Source organism: Parasphingomonas frigoris (genome assembly GCF_036663815.1).
Classification (GTDB): domain Bacteria; phylum Pseudomonadota; class Alphaproteobacteria; order Sphingomonadales; family Sphingomonadaceae; genus Sphingomonas.
Genome location: NZ_JAXOJQ010000003.1, coordinates 17,106 through 31,637, shown reverse-complemented (window position 1 = coordinate 31,637; position 14,532 = coordinate 17,106). Strand labels below are relative to the sequence as shown.

Genomic DNA, 14,532 nt, shown 5'->3' with positions numbered 1-14,532 from the left:
GCTACAGCGCGGTCAGCAGGACGCCCAGGCCGAGCAGCACGCCGGGCGCGTTGGCGAGGACGATCGGCCAGTCGCGCTTCTCGCGCAGGAAACCGTAGCTGACCCACAAGGCGCAATTGACCACGGTCGCGATCGGCTGGATCACCGAGCCCTTCTCGCCGGCGAGGTTGAGGCGGATCTGGTCGATATAGGAGAGGTACATCGTGATGGCGGTCGCGGTGGCGATCCAGCCGAGCAGGCGGAGGTGGCGGTCGGTCATCGCGCGGCAACGTCTCGCGGGTGGCGAACGATCCCCCCGGCGGGTGGGCGCGCGGGGTGCGGCGTTGCGCTGCGCTGGCGCGGACGATAAGCGCGGGGCGTGCGCGGCGGACGGTGGCGCGGCGGTCAGGGAAGAGACCCGGGAAAGAGACGCGGATGTTTCATGTCGACCACCAGTCGCAGCCGGGCGTGCTGCGGATCAGCGTGCGCGGCTTCCTTGCGCCCGCCGATGCGGTGGCGCTGGGCCAGGCGGTGCTGGCGGGGGCGCAGGCGGCGCGGGCGCAGCGCGCGGATTTCGACGTACTGGTGATCTCGCTCGGTTTCCCGGTGCAGGCCAATGACGTTGCCGACCAGCTCGGCCGGATCATGCAGCGCGGCATGCTGCTGACGCAGGGGCGCGCGGCGGTGGTGGTCGGCAGCCAGCTCAACAAGCTGCAGGCCGAGCGCACGCTGCAGCATCCGCGGCTGCGGGTGTTCGACACGATCGAGGCGGCGACCGGCTGGCTCGATATGGGCGGGTGCGACACCGCCCCGCTGCCTGCGGGCATCTGAGAAGGACCAAGCGATGGTGCCGCGCGAGTATATCGACAAGGCCGAGGTGCCGGGCGGCGACGCGATGACGCTGTACCGGCGCGGCGACGATTTCATGATCGTGGTCGACCGCAACGAATTGATGAGCACGCGGATGAACGGCTCGGAGGAGGCGCTGGGGACGCTGGCGCTCGACCGGATCGCCGGGGTGGCGGCGCCGCGCGTGCTGATCGGGGGGTATGGCATGGGGTTCACGCTGCGCGCGGTGCTTGGGCGGGTCGGGCCGAAGGCGGCGGTGCATGTCGCCGAGCTGGTGCCGCAGATCCTCGCCTGGGCGCGCGGGCCGATGGCGGCGCTGACCGGCGGGTGTCTCGACGATCCGCGCGTTTCGGTGATCGCGGGCGATGTGGCGGAGGCGATCGCGGCGGGGGCGACTGCGGGGGGCTATGACGCGATCCTGCTCGATGTCGACAATGGGCCCGACGGGCTGGTGCGCGCCGAGAACAACCGGCTTTATGCGCCGCGCGGGCTGGCCGTTGCGCGCGACGCGCTGCGGCCGGGCGGGGTGCTCGCGGTGTGGTCGGCGGGGCCCGATCCGCGTTTCGTGACGCGGTTGAAGGGTGCTGGGTTCCGTGTCGAGGAGGTCGTCGTCAAGGCGCGGCAGAATGGCAAGGGGCCGCGGCACGTGATCTGGTTCGCGACGCGGGGGTAGTGGGGGCGGCGCTGCGCGTGGCGGCGTCTTGGATGATTTAGGTCGGGTTCCCTCCCCCAGCCCCTCCCGCAAGCGGGAGGGGGGTAGGCAGCAAGCGGGCGTTCGACGCCATCCAACTTCAGGAGATCAGCCATGAAATTGTTCGGTCGCAAGGCCGGGCGCGATGAGTCGCGTCCGGCGCTCGACTATCGGCGGACGCGCTTTGCTGAGGGGGTGGGCGTGGTGCCGGCCACCTATCAGGAGCAGATGCGCGCGCTCTATCTGCGCAATCCGATCGCGCAGCGCGCGGTGCGGCTGATTTCGGAGGCGGTGGGGGATGCGCCGCTGAGCGGCGACGCGGCGCTGGTCGCGTTGGTGGCGGCGCGATCGGGCGGGCAGGCGCTGTGCGCGACGCTGGCGACGCAGTTGCTGCTCCACGGCAATGCCTATGTCCAGTTGCTGCGCCAGCCGGGCGGGGCGCTCGAGCTGTTCGCGCTGCGGCCCGAGCGCGTGACGGTCGAGCCCGATGCGGGCGGGTGGCCGGTGGCGTATCGCTATACCGTCGGGGCGGAGTCGGTGCGGTTGCTCGCCGACGATCCGCAGCCGCAGATCCTCCATATCAAGACGTTCCATCCGCTCGACGACCATTATGGGCTGGGCTGCCTCGGCGCGGCGGCGGGTGCGATCGCGCTGCACAATGCGGCGGGGGCGTGGAACGCCGCGCTGCTCGACAATGCGGCGCGGCCGTCGGGCGCGCTGGTCTACGAGCCGGGCGACGGATCGACGCTGTCGCGCGAGCAATATGCGCGGTTGCAGGAGGAGATGGCGGCGAGCTTTGCCGGCGCGCGCAATGCCGGGCGGCCGATGCTGCTCGAGGGCGGCTTACGCTGGCAGGCGCTGAGCCTGACGCCCGCCGACATGGATTTCGCGGCGATGAAGGCGGGCGCGGCGCGCGAGATCGCGTGCAGCTTCGGGGTGCCGCCGATGCTGCTCGGGCTCCCCGGCGACGCGACCTATGCCAATTACAAGGAGGCCAATCGCGCCTTGTGGCGCCAGGCGATCCTGCCGCTGGCGGGGACGATCCTGACGGGGATCGCGCAGGGGCTGGCGTGGGCGTTCGACACCAGCGGGCTGCGCGTCGATCTCGACCGCGTGACCGCGCTGTCCGAGGATCGCGCGCGGCTGTGGTCGCAGGTGACCGCCGCCGACTTCCTGACGCGCGCGGAGAAGCGCGCGATGATCGGCATCGCGGAGCCGGTGGCATGAGCGGCGCGGTGCTGGCGCAGCTGATGGCGCAGGGCGCGGGCGAGGGGGCCGACCTGACGACGCTGCGCGCGATCGCCGAGGAAGCCGGCGAGCTCGCCGCGGCGCGGGCGATGGCGCGGCTCGGGCTCGACGATGCGGCGGCGGCGAAGGACATGGCCGAGCTGCGCGCGTTGCTCGACGCGTGGCGCGACGCCAAGCGCTCGGTGTGGAAGGCGGTGCTCGGCTGGGTGGTGCGGATCGCCGGCGCGCTGCTGCTGACCGGGCTGGCGGCGAAGTTCGGCTTCTGGGACTGGGTCAAGTGAGCCTGCGCTTTGCCGGCTATGCCGCGCTGTTCGACCGGGTCGACCGCGGCGGCGACGTGATCCGGGCGGGCGCGTTCGGCGCGTTGCCGGGGGGCGTGCCGCTGCTGTGGCAGCATCGCGGCGCGCCGGTCGGGACGGTCGAGCGGCTGGCGACCGATTCGCGCGGGCTGCGCGTGATCGCGCGGGTCGAGGATGCGCGCGTCGCGGCGCTGGTGGAGGCCGGCGCGCTCGCCGGATTGTCGATCGGCTATCGCGTGCGCGCCGCGGTCACCGGGCGGGTGCGGCAGCTGCTCGCGCTCGAGCTGGTCGAGGTCAGCCTGGTCGCGGCGCCGATGCAGCCCGGCGCGCGGGTGCATCTGGTCGCGGGGCATGCTACGAGGGGGTTTCCAGACAAGGTTCCCGATCCCCGGCAGCCGTTGCGCGGATCAGGAGAATCACCATGGCTGAAGGCACCATCAAGCGGCTGACCGACAAGGGCTTCGGCTTCATCGCCGACGCGTCGGGCAACGACATGTTCTTCCACATGTCGAGCGTCCAGGGCGTGCGCTACGAGGATCTGCGCGAAGGCGAGAAGGTCACGTTCGACGTAGGCCAGGGCCCCAAGGGCCCGCGCGCCGAGAACGTCGCGCAGGCGTAAGCCGAACGAACCATCGCGGCGGGGCTGTCGGCCCCGCCGTTCGAAATACCGAAAGGGCGTCGCGATTGCGGCGCCCTTTTTCGTCGTGCGCGCGGCTTAGGACCGCGCGCCTCTTTTTGCAGCGAGGAGAAAGACATGACCGATATGCACGATGCGCTCGAGGCGAGCTTTGCAGCGCAGGATCCGGGCGAGGCGGGCGCGGTGCAGCGACCGCTGCTGGCCGGCGGGCGGGCGCGGGCGGGGGCGGGGGCGGGGGGAAGCGGCTTCGGCGGCTTCCTGCGCGCGGGCACGACCGTCGAATTGAAGGCGTTCACCGGCGCGACCGGCGACGCCGGCGGCTATGCCGTGCCGCGCGAGATCGACGCGGTGATCGACGAGACGCTGGCGTCGATCTCGCCGATCCGCAGCATCGCCAATGTCGTCCGCGTCGGCAGCGCGGGGTATCGCAAGCTCGTCACCACCGGCGGCACGCCGTCGGGCTGGGCGGCCGAGACCGATGCGCGGCCGGGCACGGCGACGCCGACCTTCGTCGAGCTCGCGCCGCCGATGGGCGAGCTCTACGCCAATCCGAGTGCGAGCCAAGCGATGCTCGACGACGCCGCGTTCGATGTCGAGGCGTGGCTGGCCGACGAGATCGCGACCGAATTCGCCAAGGCCGAGGGCGCGGCCTTCGTCGGCGGGAACGGGGTGAGCCGGCCCAAGGGCTTCCTGCAGGCGCCGACCGCGGCGACCGCCGACGGCGCGCGCGCCTTTGGCACGCTGCAATATCTGGCGAGCGGGGTGGCGGGCGATTTCGCGGCGAACCCGCAGGACCGGCTGGTCGACCTGGTGCAGAGCCTGCGCGCGCCGTATCGCCAGAATGCGGTGTTCGTGATGAATGCCAGCACGCTGGCGCGGATCCGCAAGTTCAAGACGAGCGACGGCGCGTTCCTGTGGGCGCCGAGCCTGGTCGCGGGGACGCCGGCGACGCTGCTCGGCTATCCGGTGATCGAGGCGGCCGACATGCCCGACATCGCCGCCAACAGCCTGTCGATCGCGTTCGGCAACTTCAAGGCGGGCTATCTGATCGCCGAACGCTCCGAGACGGTGATTCTGCGCGACCCGTACAGCAACAAGCCGTTCGTCAATTTCTACGCGACCAAGCGGATCGGCGGGTGCGTGTCGAACAGCGAGGCGATCAAGCTGCTCAAGTTCGCGGTGAGCTGAGGCGCTTGGCCGGGTGAGGGCAGCGCAGGCGGGCGGACGCGCCTCCTGTCCTCACCCTTCCCACTCGGCTCCGCCGAGCGGGCCCCTTCCCTCTCCCGGTGGGAGAGGGAGTAAGGAGGAAATCGATCATGATCGACACTAATGGCCCGGGCGTGGTGACGCTCGGCGTGGACGATCGCGCGCTGGCGGTGGCGGCGGTCAAGGCGGTGCTGCGCGTCGCCGCGATCGACGAGGACGCGCTGATCGCGGCGTTCGTCGAGAGCGCGCTCGGGCTGGCCGAGCAGTTTATTGGACAGGTGCTGATCGCGCGGTCGCTGCGCGAGACGGTGGCGGTGTCGTCGGCGTGGCAGCGGCTCGGCGCGGCGCCGGTGCGGGCGATCAGCGGCGTCGAGACGGTGGCGGGGGTGGCGCTCGCGGCGGGCGGCTATGCGATCGATCTCGATGCGGCGGGCGACGGCTGGGTGCGGGTGAGCGATGCCGCCGGGGCGACGCGCGTGGCGGTGCCGTTCACCGCGGGGCTCGCGGTCGGCTGGGCGCAGCTGCCGATGCCGCTGCGGCAGGGCGTGGTGCTGCTCGCCGCCTATCTGTTCGACGCGCGCGATGCGGGCGGGCCGCCGCCGCTGGCGGTGACGGCGTTGTGGCGGCCGTTCCGGCGGATCACGCTGGGTGCGGGGAGGCGCGCATGTTGAGCATGCTCGAGGCAAGCGGGCGCGCCGCGGGTATGGTGGCGGCGGAGCGCGCGCGGGAGCGGATCGCCGCTGCCTTGGCTGCGGCGGTGCCGGAGGCAAGCGTGACGATCGAGGGCGAGGCGATCGTGCTGCGCGGGCCGATCGCGGCGGATGACGCGCGGTTGCGCTGGATCGGGAGCTTGCTGGCATGAGCGCGGAGAGCGTGGTGCAGGCGGCGATCCTCACGGCCGTGCGCGCGGTGGCGGGGGTGAACGGGGTCTATCTCGGGCCGCCGACCAAGGCGACGCCGCCTTATGCCGAGCTGGGCGAACTGCTCGGCGGCGACTGGAGCGTCAAGGATCGCGCCGGGCGCGAGCTGCGGCTGATCGTCACGGTGCGCGATGCGGGCGAGAGCGCGACGCGCGCGCAAGCCCTGGCGGGCGCGGTCGGCGCGGCGATCGAGGCGGTGCCGCGCGATCTCGCGGGGTGGCGCGTGGCGAGCGTGGTGCTGGTGCGATCGCGTTGCGCGGCCGCGGCGGCGGGGCGGTGGAATGCCAGCGTCGAGTATCGCGTGCGCGTGCTGGCGGCTTAGCTCGATTTTGTTTGCAGAAGCGCGAGCGGCGCGAGCGCCGTGTGGGGGCGGGGGCTTTCGGCGATTTCGCGGGGCGGTTGGGCTTGGGCTCAGCGCCTCTGCGCCTCTGCGCGAACCTGCTTCGGCGCCTTCCTCCGGGGAGGTCGGTGACCCTCACCCTTTTCACCGCCTTTGGCGGCGGGCCCCTTCCCTCTCCCGGGGGGAGCGGGAGATTTCTTTAGGAGAGCGACATGAGTGTGGAACGTGGGAGCGCCTTCTTGCTGAAGGTCGGGAACGGCGCGGCGCCGCTCGTCTATGCGACGGTGGCGGGGCTGCGGACGACGCAGTTGAGCGTCAATGGCGAGATGGTGCAGGTCACCTCGAAGGATTCGGGCGGATGGCGGGCCTTGCTGTCGGGCGCGGGGGTGCGCAGCGTCAGCGTGTCGGGCGCCGGGATCTTCACCGGATCGGCGGCCGAGCTGCGCATCAAGGCCAGCGCGCTGGCGGGGACGATCGACGACTATCGGCTGAGCTTCGAGAGCGGCGAGACGCTGTCGGGGCAGTTCCTGGTGACGCGGCTCGACTATGCCGGCGATTACAATGGCGAGCGATCGTACACGCTGAGCCTCGAGAGCTCGGGCCCGGTGGTGTCGGCGTGAGCGGCGCGCCGGTCGCCAACCCCGAGCGGGGCGAGGCAGCGATCCGCGTGGCGGGCGAGACGGTCGTGCTGCGGCCGAGCTTTGCGGCGCTGGTCGCGGCGGAGGGCGAGCTGGGGCCGTTGTTCGCGCTGGTCGAGCGCGCGGCGGCGGGCGGGCTGGCGCTGGGCGAGCTGGTGGCGCTGTTCTGGCACTGCCGCTTCGCTGCGCCCGACACGATCACGCGCGAGCAATTGGGCGAGGCGGTGGTGGCGGGCGGGCTGGCGCGCGCGACACCGGTGCTGCGCGTGCTGCTCGGCCAGATCCTGGCAGGACGATGATGGGCGGGGCGATGGGCGGGGCGCCGGGCGGGGCGATGCAGAGCGGGTTCGGCGCGGCGGCGCGGCGGCTGGCGGGGTTTGCCGGGGCGGTGCTGGGGTGGAGCCCCGACGCCTTCTGGCGCGCGACGCCGGCCGAGCTCGGCGCGGTGGTGGCGGTTCTGCGCGGCGATGGCGGCGGGGACGGCGGCGGCGGGGACGGGATCGACCCGCCCGATGCCGCGACGCGCGCGCGGTTGCAGGAGGCGTTTCCCGATGGATGAGGAAATCGAACGGCTGGTGGTCGGCGTGCGCGCCGATACGGCGGGCTTTGCCAAGGATATCGATGCGATCCGCGCGACGCTCGACGGGCCGCTGACGAGCGGGGTCGATCGCGCCGGGCGCGCGATCGAGACCGCGCTCGGCAAGGCGCTGCGCACCGGCAATCTCGGCTTCGAGGATCTGCGCAAGGTGGCGCTGTCGGTGCTCGGCGACATCGCCGCGGCGGCGCTCAGCAGCGGGTTGAACGCGCTGTTCGGCGGGGGCGGAGGCGGGGGCACGGGTGGCGGCGGTGGCGGTCTGCTGTCGGCGCTGGGCGGGCTGCTCGGCGGCGCGCCGGGGCGCGCGACAGGCGGGCCGGTCTCGCCGGCGCGGCCCTACCTGGTCGGCGAGCGCGGGCCCGAACTGTTCGTGCCGACGACGAGCGGGAGCGTCGTCGCGGCGGGCGGCGGCGGCGCGCGCGACGTGCGCGTGTCGATCGTCGTGCAGGGCGCGGGCACGGCGCCGCAGCTGCTGGCGGCGTCGAGCCGGCAGATCGCGCGGGCGGTGAAGGCGGCGTTGGAGTGAGGCGGGGTGAGTGAGGCGGGGTGAGTGAGGCGGGGTGAGTGAGGCGGGAGTGCTTTGGCGGACTGACGTCGCGCTGAATCGCTTCCCCGGCGAAGGCCGGGGTCCAGTCGCAGGGCAGGCGAATGCGGGAGACTGCGCTGCGTCATCTTGGCCATCGCGCCTGGGCCCCGCCCTTCGCCGGGGAAGCGGGAGGGGGTCGGCGGGGAAGGACCCCTTCCCTTTCCCGATGGGAGACCGACACAGGAGAGCAGGATCATGGCCTATTGGTTGGCGGCCGAGCGGACGGTGCAGAGCGAGAGCGTGATCACGCGCTTCGATCCGCGCTTCTGGACGGTCAATTTCCCGCGCCCCATGATGGCGGCGGTGACGACGCTGGCGGCCGATGCGCTGCGCGTCGATGCGGTCTTCTATACGCAGGGCGACCTGGCGGGGCTGATCTGGGAGGCGGAAGACGTCCATGATCATCCGCTGCTGCGCTATGCGACTGGGCGCGACTTTCGCGAGTGTCGGCTGGCGTTTTGCTGGCGGGGCAGTGGGCTGCTGGGGCTCGATGCGGTCAATGGGCCGGTGCTGACGATCGAGGGGCGCGATGCGGCGGGGCAGGCGCGCGCCTGGTACGTGCGGCTGTGGAACTATGCGGTGGGCGATCCGCACGATGCGGTGGTGACGCTCGATTTTGCGGCGCTCGACGGCGGGTTCGTGCTGCCGGGCGAGGCCGACCCGGTGTGGGCGGGCGATGTCGACCGGATGTTCGTGTCGCTGGTGCCGCCGGCCTATGGCGCGGGGAGCGCGGTCGCCTTGCCCGCGGCGGTCGAGGCGTGGGTCGAGCTCAGCGGCATCGTGTGCGACGGGCCGGGGGCGGTGCTCGCGATCGGCGATGTCGTGGTGCCCGAGCACGGTCTCGAGATCGCGAGCGGCTATGACGACAGCTATCATCTGACGCCCGCGCGGTTGCTGCGCAACGCGCTGCTGCTCGGCTATCGCGGGGCGATCGTCCATTATCTCGGGATGAGCCATTACATGCGGCTCGAGGCGGTGTCGGGCGGCTTTTACGCGAGCCTGGCGGGTGGGGTGCTCAACGTTGCGGCGGCGGCGTGGCAGCGCGATTTCGCGGTGCGGGCGCGGGCGCTCGGCTATGACGTGATCTGGTCGCTCAGCTACGAACTGTTCGACGCGCATTGCTGGGGCGACTGGAAGCAGCGCGCGTGGGACGGCAGCCCGGCGCTGACCGGATGGGCGCCGCCGTCGACCTTGCTGTCGCCGGCCTCGCCGGGGGCGATGGGCTATTTGCGGCAGGTCACAGCGGCAGTGATGGCGCTGGCGGTGGCGGCGGGGCTCGCGCCGAAATTCCAGGTCGGCGAGCCGTGGTGGTGGGTGACGCCCGACGGGCGGCCGTGCCTGTACGACGCGGCGGCACGCGCGGCGCTGGGGAGCGGGTCGGTCGAGATCGCGAATGTCGCCGCGGTGACGCGTGCCGACCAGCGCGCTTTGCTCGATGCGGCGGGGGTGCTGCTGGCGGCGTCGACCGCGGGGCTGGTGGCGGCGGCGCGGGGGGCGGCGCCGGCGGTCGAGACGCATCTGCTGGTCTATCTGCCGAGCGTGCTCGCGCCCGAGGCGCCCGAATTGAAGCGCGCGAACGTGCCGACGGGCTGGGCGCGGCCGGCGTTCGACGTGCTGCAGCTCGAGGATTATGATTTCGTCGTCGCGGGCAATGTCGCGGGGACGGCCCGCGCGGTGACCGCGGCGCAGGCGCGGCTCGGCTATGCGACGCGGGAGACGCACTATTTCGCCGGTTTCGTGCTGCGGCCGGACCAGGCCGGGCAATGGCGCGAGATCGCCGCGGCGGCGGTGGCGGCGCAGGCGCGCGGGGTGGCGCGCGCGTTCGTCTGGGCGTTGCCGCAGGTGCTGCGCGACGGCTTCGTCCATTTCGGGGAACCAGCGGGAGACGATGCGGTGGATGCTTTCGATGACGTGCTGTTTCCGATTGCGCTGGGGCGCGATGCGGAGGTGGCGCCGGGCTTCTCGACCGCGATCGTGACGAGCGCGGGCGGGCAGGAACTGCGCAATGCGAGCTGGGCCGAGGCGCGGACGCACTACGATGTCGGGCCCGGCGTGCGATCGGAGGCGGATATCGCGACGCTGCTCGCCTTCTTCCGCGCGCGGATGGGGCCGGCGCGCGGCTTCCGGCTGCGCGATCCGTTCGAGTCGACGTCTGCGGTCGGGCCGAGCTTCGGCGCGAGCGACCAACAGCTCGGCAGCGGCGACGGGATGAGCGTCCGCTTCGCGCTCGTCAAACGCTATGGCGCGGCGTTGCGGCGGATCACCCGGCCGGTCGCAGGGAGCGTGCGGGTCGCGGTCGGCGGGGTCGAGACGAGCGGCTTCGCGGTCGCGGCGGGGGGCTATGTCGTGCTCGACAGCGCCCCGGCGGCGGGCGTCGCGGTGACCGCCGGTTTCCTGTTCGATGTACCAGTACGGTTCGCCGAGGATTCGTTGCGGGTGACGCGCGCGACCTTCCTGGCGGGGGCGGCGGCGAGCGTGCCGTTGATCGAGCTGCGCGAATGAGCGGGGTTGGGGAGGGGGCGATGGCATTGCTCGAAGGACCGCTGACAACGCTCGCCTTGTGCTGGCGGATCGACCGGCGCGACGGCGTGACGATCGGGCTGACCGACCATGACCGCGATCTCGTCGTCGGCGGGCTGGTGCACCGCGCGGCGCCGGGGATGACGCCCTCGGCGATCAAGCGCAGCGCCGGGCTCGACGCCGACACGATGGACATCAGCGGGGCGCTCAGCAGTGCCGCGATCGGCGAGACCGATCTCCTCGCCGGGCGGTGGGACGGGGCGCAGGTGCGGCTGTTCGCGGTCGACTGGAGCGGGCGCGATCCGGCGCAGGTGGCGCTCGGCGCGGGGACGATCGGCGCGATCGAGACGCATGCGGGGGGCTTCACCGCCGAACTGCGCGGCGGCAGCGCGGCGCTCGACCGGCCGGTGGTCGAGGCGACCTCGCCCGAATGCCGCGCCGAGCTCGGCGACCGGCGCTGTCGCGTGGCGATGGCGGGGCGGCGCCATTTTGCGCGGGTGGTGGCGTGCGCCGCGCGGGTGGTGACGGTCGACACCGCCGAGCCTGTCGCCGACGGCTATGGCGGCGGGGTGCTGCGCTGGATCGGCGGGGCCAATTCGGGGCTCGAGAGCGCGATCGCGCGCTCGGACGGTGCGCAGCTGACGTTGCGCGGCGAACCGGTGCTGGCGGTTGCGGCGGGGGATCTGGTCGAGCTGATCGAGGGCTGCGACAAGAGCCTGGCGACCTGTGCCGCGCGCTTCGGCAATGCCGTCAACTTCCGCGGCGAGCCGTATCTGCCGGGGATCGACCTGTTGACGCGCTATCCCGGCGCATGAGCGCGCGCGACGCCGCGGTGGCGGCGGCCCGCGCGGCGGTCGGCGCGCGCTTCCGGCTGCACGGGCGCGACCCGGCGCTCGGGCTCGATTGCGTCGGGCTCGCCGCGCTGGCGGCGCGCGCGGGTGGCTTTTCGGGCGCGGTGCCGGGCGATTACCCGCTGCGCGGCGGCGATGCGGCGCGGCTGGCGGCGCGCTTCGTCGGCGGCGGGCTGGTGGCGAGCGACGCTCCCGCGCCGGGCGATATCGCCTTGGTCGCGGCCGGGCCGGCGCAATTCCATCTCGTCGTGCTGGTGCCCGGCGGGTTCGTCCATGCCGATGCGATGCTGCGCCGCGTGGTCGAGCGACCGGGAGCCTTGCCCTGGCCGCTGCTCGGCTGCTGGCGCGTGGGAGGAGAGTGACGATGGCGACTTTGGTGCTGACCGCGGTCGGGCGCTATCTCGGCGGGCCGATCGGCGGCGCGATCGGCGCAGTGGTCGGCAACGCGATCGACCGTGACGTGCTGTTCCGCCCGGCCGACCGCGAGGGGCCGCGGCTGAGCGCGCTGCAGGTGCAGACGTCGAGCTATGCGACGCCGCTGCAGCAGGTGTTCGGCACGATGCGGATCGGCGGCTGCGTGATCTGGTCGACCGACCTGATCGAGAGCCGGACCCGGAGCAGCGGCGGCAAGGGCCAGCCGAACACGACGAGCTACAGCTATGCCGCGTCGTTCGCGGTCGCGCTGTCGGGGCGTCCGATCGTCGGGGTCGGGCGGATCTGGGCCGACGGCACGCTGCTGCGCGGGAGCGGCGGCGACTTCAAGAGCGCGACGGGCTTCCGATTGTATCGCGGCGGCGAGGACCAGCCGGTCGACCCGCTGATCGCCGCAGCGGAAGGAATCGCGCTGGCACCGGCGCATCGCGGGATCGCTTATGCCGTGTTCGAGAATTTCCAGCTCGGCGACTATGGCAATCGCATCCCGTCGCTGACCTTCGAGGTGATCGGCGACGCCGCGCCGGTCGGCATCGCCGCGATCGCCACCGCGCTGTCGGACGGGATGGTGACGCGCGGGCCGGGGGCGGATGCGGCGGGCGCGCCGCTCGCCGGATACGCGGCCTATGGCGACAGCGTGACGAGCGTGCTCGCGGCGCTGGCACAGGCGGGCGGCGCGTGGTTTGCGCCCGACGCCGCCGGGCTGCAGCTGTGCGCCGGCGAGACGCCCGCGCAGGTGGTGCCCGACGGGGCGTGGCATGCGCCCGGGTCGAGCGGCAGCAAACCGACCCGATCGGTCGCCGCGATCGACGGCGTGCCGCGGCAGATCACGCTGTCGCATTACGACCCGGCGCGCGACTATCAGATCGGCGTGCAGCAGGCGCGGCGCCCCGGTGCGGGGCGGCGCGACAATCGCGTTGACCTGCCCGCCGCGATCGCGGCGGGGACCGCCAAGACGCTCGCGCAGGCGATGCTGGCGCGCGCCGAGGCGGAGCGCGAACGGCGCACGGTGACGCTGGGGTGGGACGCGCTGGCGATCCGGCCCGGCGCGTGCATCCGCATCGACGGCGTGGCCGGGGTATGGCGCGTCGCCGCCTGGTCGCTCGAGCAGATGGTGCTGACGCTCGACTGCGTCCGGCTCGCCGGCGGGACGCTGCCAGCACGCGCGAGCCCGGGGCGCGTGCTCGCCGCGCCCGACTTGGCGGCGGGGGCGACCGTGCTCGCCGCGTTCGAGACGCTCCCACTCGACGACGACCTCCTCGCCGCGCCGCGCGTGACGATCGTGGCGGCGGGGACGCAGCCCGGCTGGCGGCGCGCGGCCTTGCTCTACAGCATCGACGGCGGCGCGCGCTGGACCGCGCTCGGCGCGACCGCGACGGCGGGGACGATCGGGCAGCTGGTGACGACGCCGGGCACCGCGTCGGGCGCGATCGCCGATCTGGTGCACAGTTTCGAGGTCGACCTGCTGCATGGTGCGATGGCGTTGACCAATGCCGACGCGGCGGCGCTCGACGGCGGGGCCAATCTGGCGCGGGTCGGCGCGGAACTGCTGCAATTCGCGACCGCCGAGCCGCTTTCGGCGACGCGCTGGCGGCTGTCGGGGTTGCTGCGCGGGCGGCGCGCGACCGGGTCCGCGATCGGCACGCAGCAGGTCGGCGATCGTTTCGTGCTGATCGAGCCCGAGTCGTTTCTCATACTCGATGTGCCGGTCGCAGCGCTCGGCGGCGAGCTGCGCCTGCTCGCGTCGGGGATCGGCGATACCGACGGGCCGGTCGAGCTGCGCGTCGCGCTGGCCGGCGGTTCGGTGCTGCCGCCGGCGCCGGTCCACCTCGCGTGGCGCGAGCAAGGCGACGGCGGTGTCGCGGTGCAATGGGTGCGTCGCAGCAGAAACGGCTGGCGCTGGATCGACCGGGTCGATGCGCCGCTGGGCGAGGAGCGCGAGGCGTATCGCGTGACGCTGCTGCGCGGCGGCGCCGTGCTGCGCGTGATCGAGACGACGGTCGCTGCGCTGGCGATCGCGCGGGCCGATCGGGTCGGCGGGCTCACGCTGCGCGTCGCGCAGGTCGGCGCGCTCGGCCAATCGGCCGAGGCGGAGACAATGATCCCCGACTGGACGGGATGAGACGAGGGAGACGGCAATGACCGACACGAGCACGCGACTGGGCCTGCCGCTGCTGCAGGCGGGACAGGCGCAGAAGGAATGGTCGCACAACGAGGCGCTGACGCTACTCGACATGGCGGTGCAGCCGGTGGTCGAGGCGGTCGCGCGCAATACGCCGCCGAGCGATCCGGTGGCGGGCGCCTGCTGGATCGTCGGCGCGGCGCCGACCGGGGCCTGGACCGGACACGCCCAGGCGCTCGCCGGCTGGAGCGACGGCGGCTGGCGCTTCGTCGGCGCGCGCGAAGGCATGGTGGTGTGGAGCCGTGCCGATGCGACCGAGGCGCGCTTCATCGGGGCGGCGTGGCGCGTCGGAACGCTAGCCGGCACGCAGCTGCTGCTCGGCGGGGTGGCGATGCTGGGCGCACGCCAATCGGCGATTGCTGCACCTGCGAACGGAACCACGATCGATGCCGAGGCGCGGGGCACGCTGGCGGCGGTTTTGGCGGCGCTGCGGTTGCATCGTCTGATCGAGCCCTGAGACCGGCCCACCGCGCATCCAAGGCGTGAACGGGGGGCTGCGGTTCCCTCCAAACCTGTGTCTATTGCGCCACAGTTCCGCCTATTTGTGCGCTTGCGTGGA

Annotated in this window: 20 protein-coding genes; 19 read left to right on the top strand and 1 reads right to left on the bottom strand. The window is 72.8% G+C overall.

Annotation, left to right across the window (positions count from 1 at the left end; translation table 11 throughout):
- Nucleotide 1: 1 nt before the first annotated feature.
- The gene (locus tag U1872_RS10370; protein ID WP_332792831.1) at nucleotides 2-259 is read right to left on the bottom strand and encodes a SemiSWEET family transporter; all 258 of its coding nucleotides are present in this window, start codon (nucleotides 257-259) and stop codon (nucleotides 2-4) included.
- A 155-nt stretch (nucleotides 260-414) separates the two neighbouring features.
- Between U1872_RS10370 and U1872_RS10365 the strand changes: the two genes are divergently transcribed.
- The 19 genes from U1872_RS10365 (at nucleotide 415) to U1872_RS10275 (ending at nucleotide 14,430) form a co-directional block, all read left to right on the top strand.
- On the top strand, nucleotides 415-810 hold the full coding sequence (locus U1872_RS10365; RefSeq protein ID WP_332792830.1) for a hypothetical protein: 396 nt from the start codon (nucleotides 415-417) through the stop codon (nucleotides 808-810).
- Between the two features lie 13 nt (nucleotides 811-823).
- Nucleotides 824-1,501: a spermidine synthase family protein gene (locus tag U1872_RS10360; protein ID WP_332792829.1), complete on the top strand. Its 678-nt coding sequence runs from the start codon at nucleotides 824-826 to the stop codon at nucleotides 1,499-1,501.
- A 132-nt stretch (nucleotides 1,502-1,633) separates the two neighbouring features.
- Nucleotides 1,634-2,746, top strand: coding sequence for a phage portal protein (locus U1872_RS10355; RefSeq protein WP_332792828.1), 1,113 nt, complete (start codon nucleotides 1,634-1,636; stop codon nucleotides 2,744-2,746).
- Nucleotides 2,743-3,048 carry a DUF6127 family protein gene (locus U1872_RS10350; protein WP_332792827.1) on the top strand — a complete coding sequence of 102 codons (306 nt, stop codon included), beginning with the start codon at nucleotides 2,743-2,745 and terminating at the stop codon, nucleotides 3,046-3,048. The genes U1872_RS10355 and U1872_RS10350 overlap by 4 nt, the downstream gene beginning before the upstream one ends.
- Entirely contained in the window at nucleotides 3,045-3,515 is a 471-nt protein-coding gene (locus tag U1872_RS10345; RefSeq protein ID WP_332792826.1) for an HK97 family phage prohead protease, read from the top strand. The genes U1872_RS10350 and U1872_RS10345 overlap by 4 nt, the downstream gene beginning before the upstream one ends.
- On the top strand, nucleotides 3,488-3,685 hold the full coding sequence (locus U1872_RS10340) for a cold-shock protein (protein WP_332792825.1): 198 nt from the start codon (nucleotides 3,488-3,490) through the stop codon (nucleotides 3,683-3,685). Before U1872_RS10345 ends, U1872_RS10340 begins: the two co-directional genes overlap by 28 nt.
- A 135-nt stretch (nucleotides 3,686-3,820) precedes the next feature.
- The gene (locus U1872_RS10335; protein WP_332792824.1) at nucleotides 3,821-4,891 is read left to right on the top strand and encodes a phage major capsid protein; all 1,071 of its coding nucleotides are present in this window, start codon (nucleotides 3,821-3,823) and stop codon (nucleotides 4,889-4,891) included.
- A gap of 128 nt (nucleotides 4,892-5,019) precedes the next feature.
- Entirely contained in the window at nucleotides 5,020-5,580 is a 561-nt protein-coding gene (locus tag U1872_RS10330; protein WP_332792823.1) for a head-tail connector protein, read from the top strand.
- A complete protein-coding gene (locus U1872_RS10325; RefSeq protein WP_332792822.1) occupies nucleotides 5,574-5,771 on the top strand; it encodes a hypothetical protein in 198 nt (65 codons plus the stop codon). Before U1872_RS10330 ends, U1872_RS10325 begins: the two co-directional genes overlap by 7 nt.
- Nucleotides 5,768-6,151, top strand: coding sequence for a tail completion protein gp17 (gp17, locus tag U1872_RS10320; RefSeq protein ID WP_332792821.1), 384 nt, complete (start codon nucleotides 5,768-5,770; stop codon nucleotides 6,149-6,151). Before U1872_RS10325 ends, gp17 begins: the two co-directional genes overlap by 4 nt.
- Before the next feature lie 230 nt (nucleotides 6,152-6,381).
- Nucleotides 6,382-6,789, top strand: coding sequence for a phage major tail protein, TP901-1 family (locus U1872_RS10315; RefSeq protein ID WP_332792820.1), 408 nt, complete (start codon nucleotides 6,382-6,384; stop codon nucleotides 6,787-6,789).
- On the top strand, nucleotides 6,786-7,106 hold the full coding sequence (locus U1872_RS10310) for a gene transfer agent family protein (RefSeq protein ID WP_332792819.1): 321 nt from the start codon (nucleotides 6,786-6,788) through the stop codon (nucleotides 7,104-7,106). The genes U1872_RS10315 and U1872_RS10310 overlap by 4 nt, the downstream gene beginning before the upstream one ends.
- 35 nt (nucleotides 7,107-7,141) lie before the next feature.
- Nucleotides 7,142-7,366, top strand: a complete 225-nt coding sequence (locus tag U1872_RS10305; RefSeq protein ID WP_443025383.1) for a phage tail assembly chaperone — start codon at nucleotides 7,142-7,144, stop codon at nucleotides 7,364-7,366.
- The gene (locus U1872_RS10300; protein ID WP_332792818.1) at nucleotides 7,359-7,928 is read left to right on the top strand and encodes a tail tape measure protein; all 570 of its coding nucleotides are present in this window, start codon (nucleotides 7,359-7,361) and stop codon (nucleotides 7,926-7,928) included. The genes U1872_RS10305 and U1872_RS10300 overlap by 8 nt, the downstream gene beginning before the upstream one ends.
- A 255-nt stretch (nucleotides 7,929-8,183) precedes the next feature.
- A complete protein-coding gene (locus tag U1872_RS10295) occupies nucleotides 8,184-10,490 on the top strand; it encodes a phage distal tail protein, Rcc01695 family (RefSeq protein WP_332792817.1) in 2,307 nt (768 codons plus the stop codon).
- A 20-nt stretch (nucleotides 10,491-10,510) separates the two neighbouring features.
- Nucleotides 10,511-11,323, top strand: a complete 813-nt coding sequence (locus tag U1872_RS10290) for a phage/gene transfer agent baseplate hub protein (RefSeq protein WP_332792816.1) — start codon at nucleotides 10,511-10,513, stop codon at nucleotides 11,321-11,323.
- Nucleotides 11,320-11,721, top strand: a complete 402-nt coding sequence (locus tag U1872_RS10285) for a peptidoglycan endopeptidase (protein WP_332792815.1) — start codon at nucleotides 11,320-11,322, stop codon at nucleotides 11,719-11,721. Before U1872_RS10290 ends, U1872_RS10285 begins: the two co-directional genes overlap by 4 nt.
- Nucleotides 11,722-11,723: 2 nt before the next feature.
- Nucleotides 11,724-13,913 (top strand): phage tail protein, encoded by a 2,190-nt coding sequence (locus tag U1872_RS10280; protein ID WP_332792814.1) that lies wholly within the window; start codon nucleotides 11,724-11,726, stop codon nucleotides 13,911-13,913.
- Between the two features lie 16 nt (nucleotides 13,914-13,929).
- Entirely contained in the window at nucleotides 13,930-14,430 is a 501-nt protein-coding gene (locus tag U1872_RS10275) for a DUF2793 domain-containing protein (protein WP_332792813.1), read from the top strand.
- Nucleotides 14,431-14,532: the final 102 nt, after the last annotated feature.

Bases quoted from the DNA above. Each gene is read 5' to 3' on its own strand.
- U1872_RS10370 (WP_332792831.1), bottom strand. From the start codon at position 259: ATGACCGACCGCCACCTCCGCCTGCTCGGCTGGATCGCCACCGCGACC.
- U1872_RS10365 (WP_332792830.1), top strand. From the start codon at position 415: ATGTTTCATGTCGACCACCAGTCGCAGCCGGGCGTGCTGCGGATCAGC.
- U1872_RS10360 (WP_332792829.1), top strand. From the start codon at position 824: ATGGTGCCGCGCGAGTATATCGACAAGGCCGAGGTGCCGGGCGGCGAC.
- U1872_RS10355 (WP_332792828.1), top strand. From the start codon at position 1,634: ATGAAATTGTTCGGTCGCAAGGCCGGGCGCGATGAGTCGCGTCCGGCG.
- U1872_RS10350 (WP_332792827.1), top strand. From the start codon at position 2,743: ATGAGCGGCGCGGTGCTGGCGCAGCTGATGGCGCAGGGCGCGGGCGAG.
- U1872_RS10340 (WP_332792825.1), top strand. From the start codon at position 3,488: ATGGCTGAAGGCACCATCAAGCGGCTGACCGACAAGGGCTTCGGCTTC.
- U1872_RS10335 (WP_332792824.1), top strand. From the start codon at position 3,821: ATGACCGATATGCACGATGCGCTCGAGGCGAGCTTTGCAGCGCAGGAT.
- U1872_RS10330 (WP_332792823.1), top strand. From the start codon at position 5,020: ATGATCGACACTAATGGCCCGGGCGTGGTGACGCTCGGCGTGGACGAT.
- U1872_RS10325 (WP_332792822.1), top strand. From the start codon at position 5,574: ATGTTGAGCATGCTCGAGGCAAGCGGGCGCGCCGCGGGTATGGTGGCG.
- gp17 (WP_332792821.1), top strand. From the start codon at position 5,768: ATGAGCGCGGAGAGCGTGGTGCAGGCGGCGATCCTCACGGCCGTGCGC.
- U1872_RS10315 (WP_332792820.1), top strand. From the start codon at position 6,382: ATGAGTGTGGAACGTGGGAGCGCCTTCTTGCTGAAGGTCGGGAACGGC.
- U1872_RS10305 (WP_443025383.1), top strand. From the start codon at position 7,142: ATGCAGAGCGGGTTCGGCGCGGCGGCGCGGCGGCTGGCGGGGTTTGCC.
- U1872_RS10300 (WP_332792818.1), top strand. From the start codon at position 7,359: ATGGATGAGGAAATCGAACGGCTGGTGGTCGGCGTGCGCGCCGATACG.
- U1872_RS10295 (WP_332792817.1), top strand. From the start codon at position 8,184: ATGGCCTATTGGTTGGCGGCCGAGCGGACGGTGCAGAGCGAGAGCGTG.
- U1872_RS10290 (WP_332792816.1), top strand. From the start codon at position 10,511: ATGGCATTGCTCGAAGGACCGCTGACAACGCTCGCCTTGTGCTGGCGG.
- U1872_RS10285 (WP_332792815.1), top strand. From the start codon at position 11,320: ATGAGCGCGCGCGACGCCGCGGTGGCGGCGGCCCGCGCGGCGGTCGGC.
- U1872_RS10280 (WP_332792814.1), top strand. From the start codon at position 11,724: ATGGCGACTTTGGTGCTGACCGCGGTCGGGCGCTATCTCGGCGGGCCG.
- U1872_RS10275 (WP_332792813.1), top strand. From the start codon at position 13,930: ATGACCGACACGAGCACGCGACTGGGCCTGCCGCTGCTGCAGGCGGGA.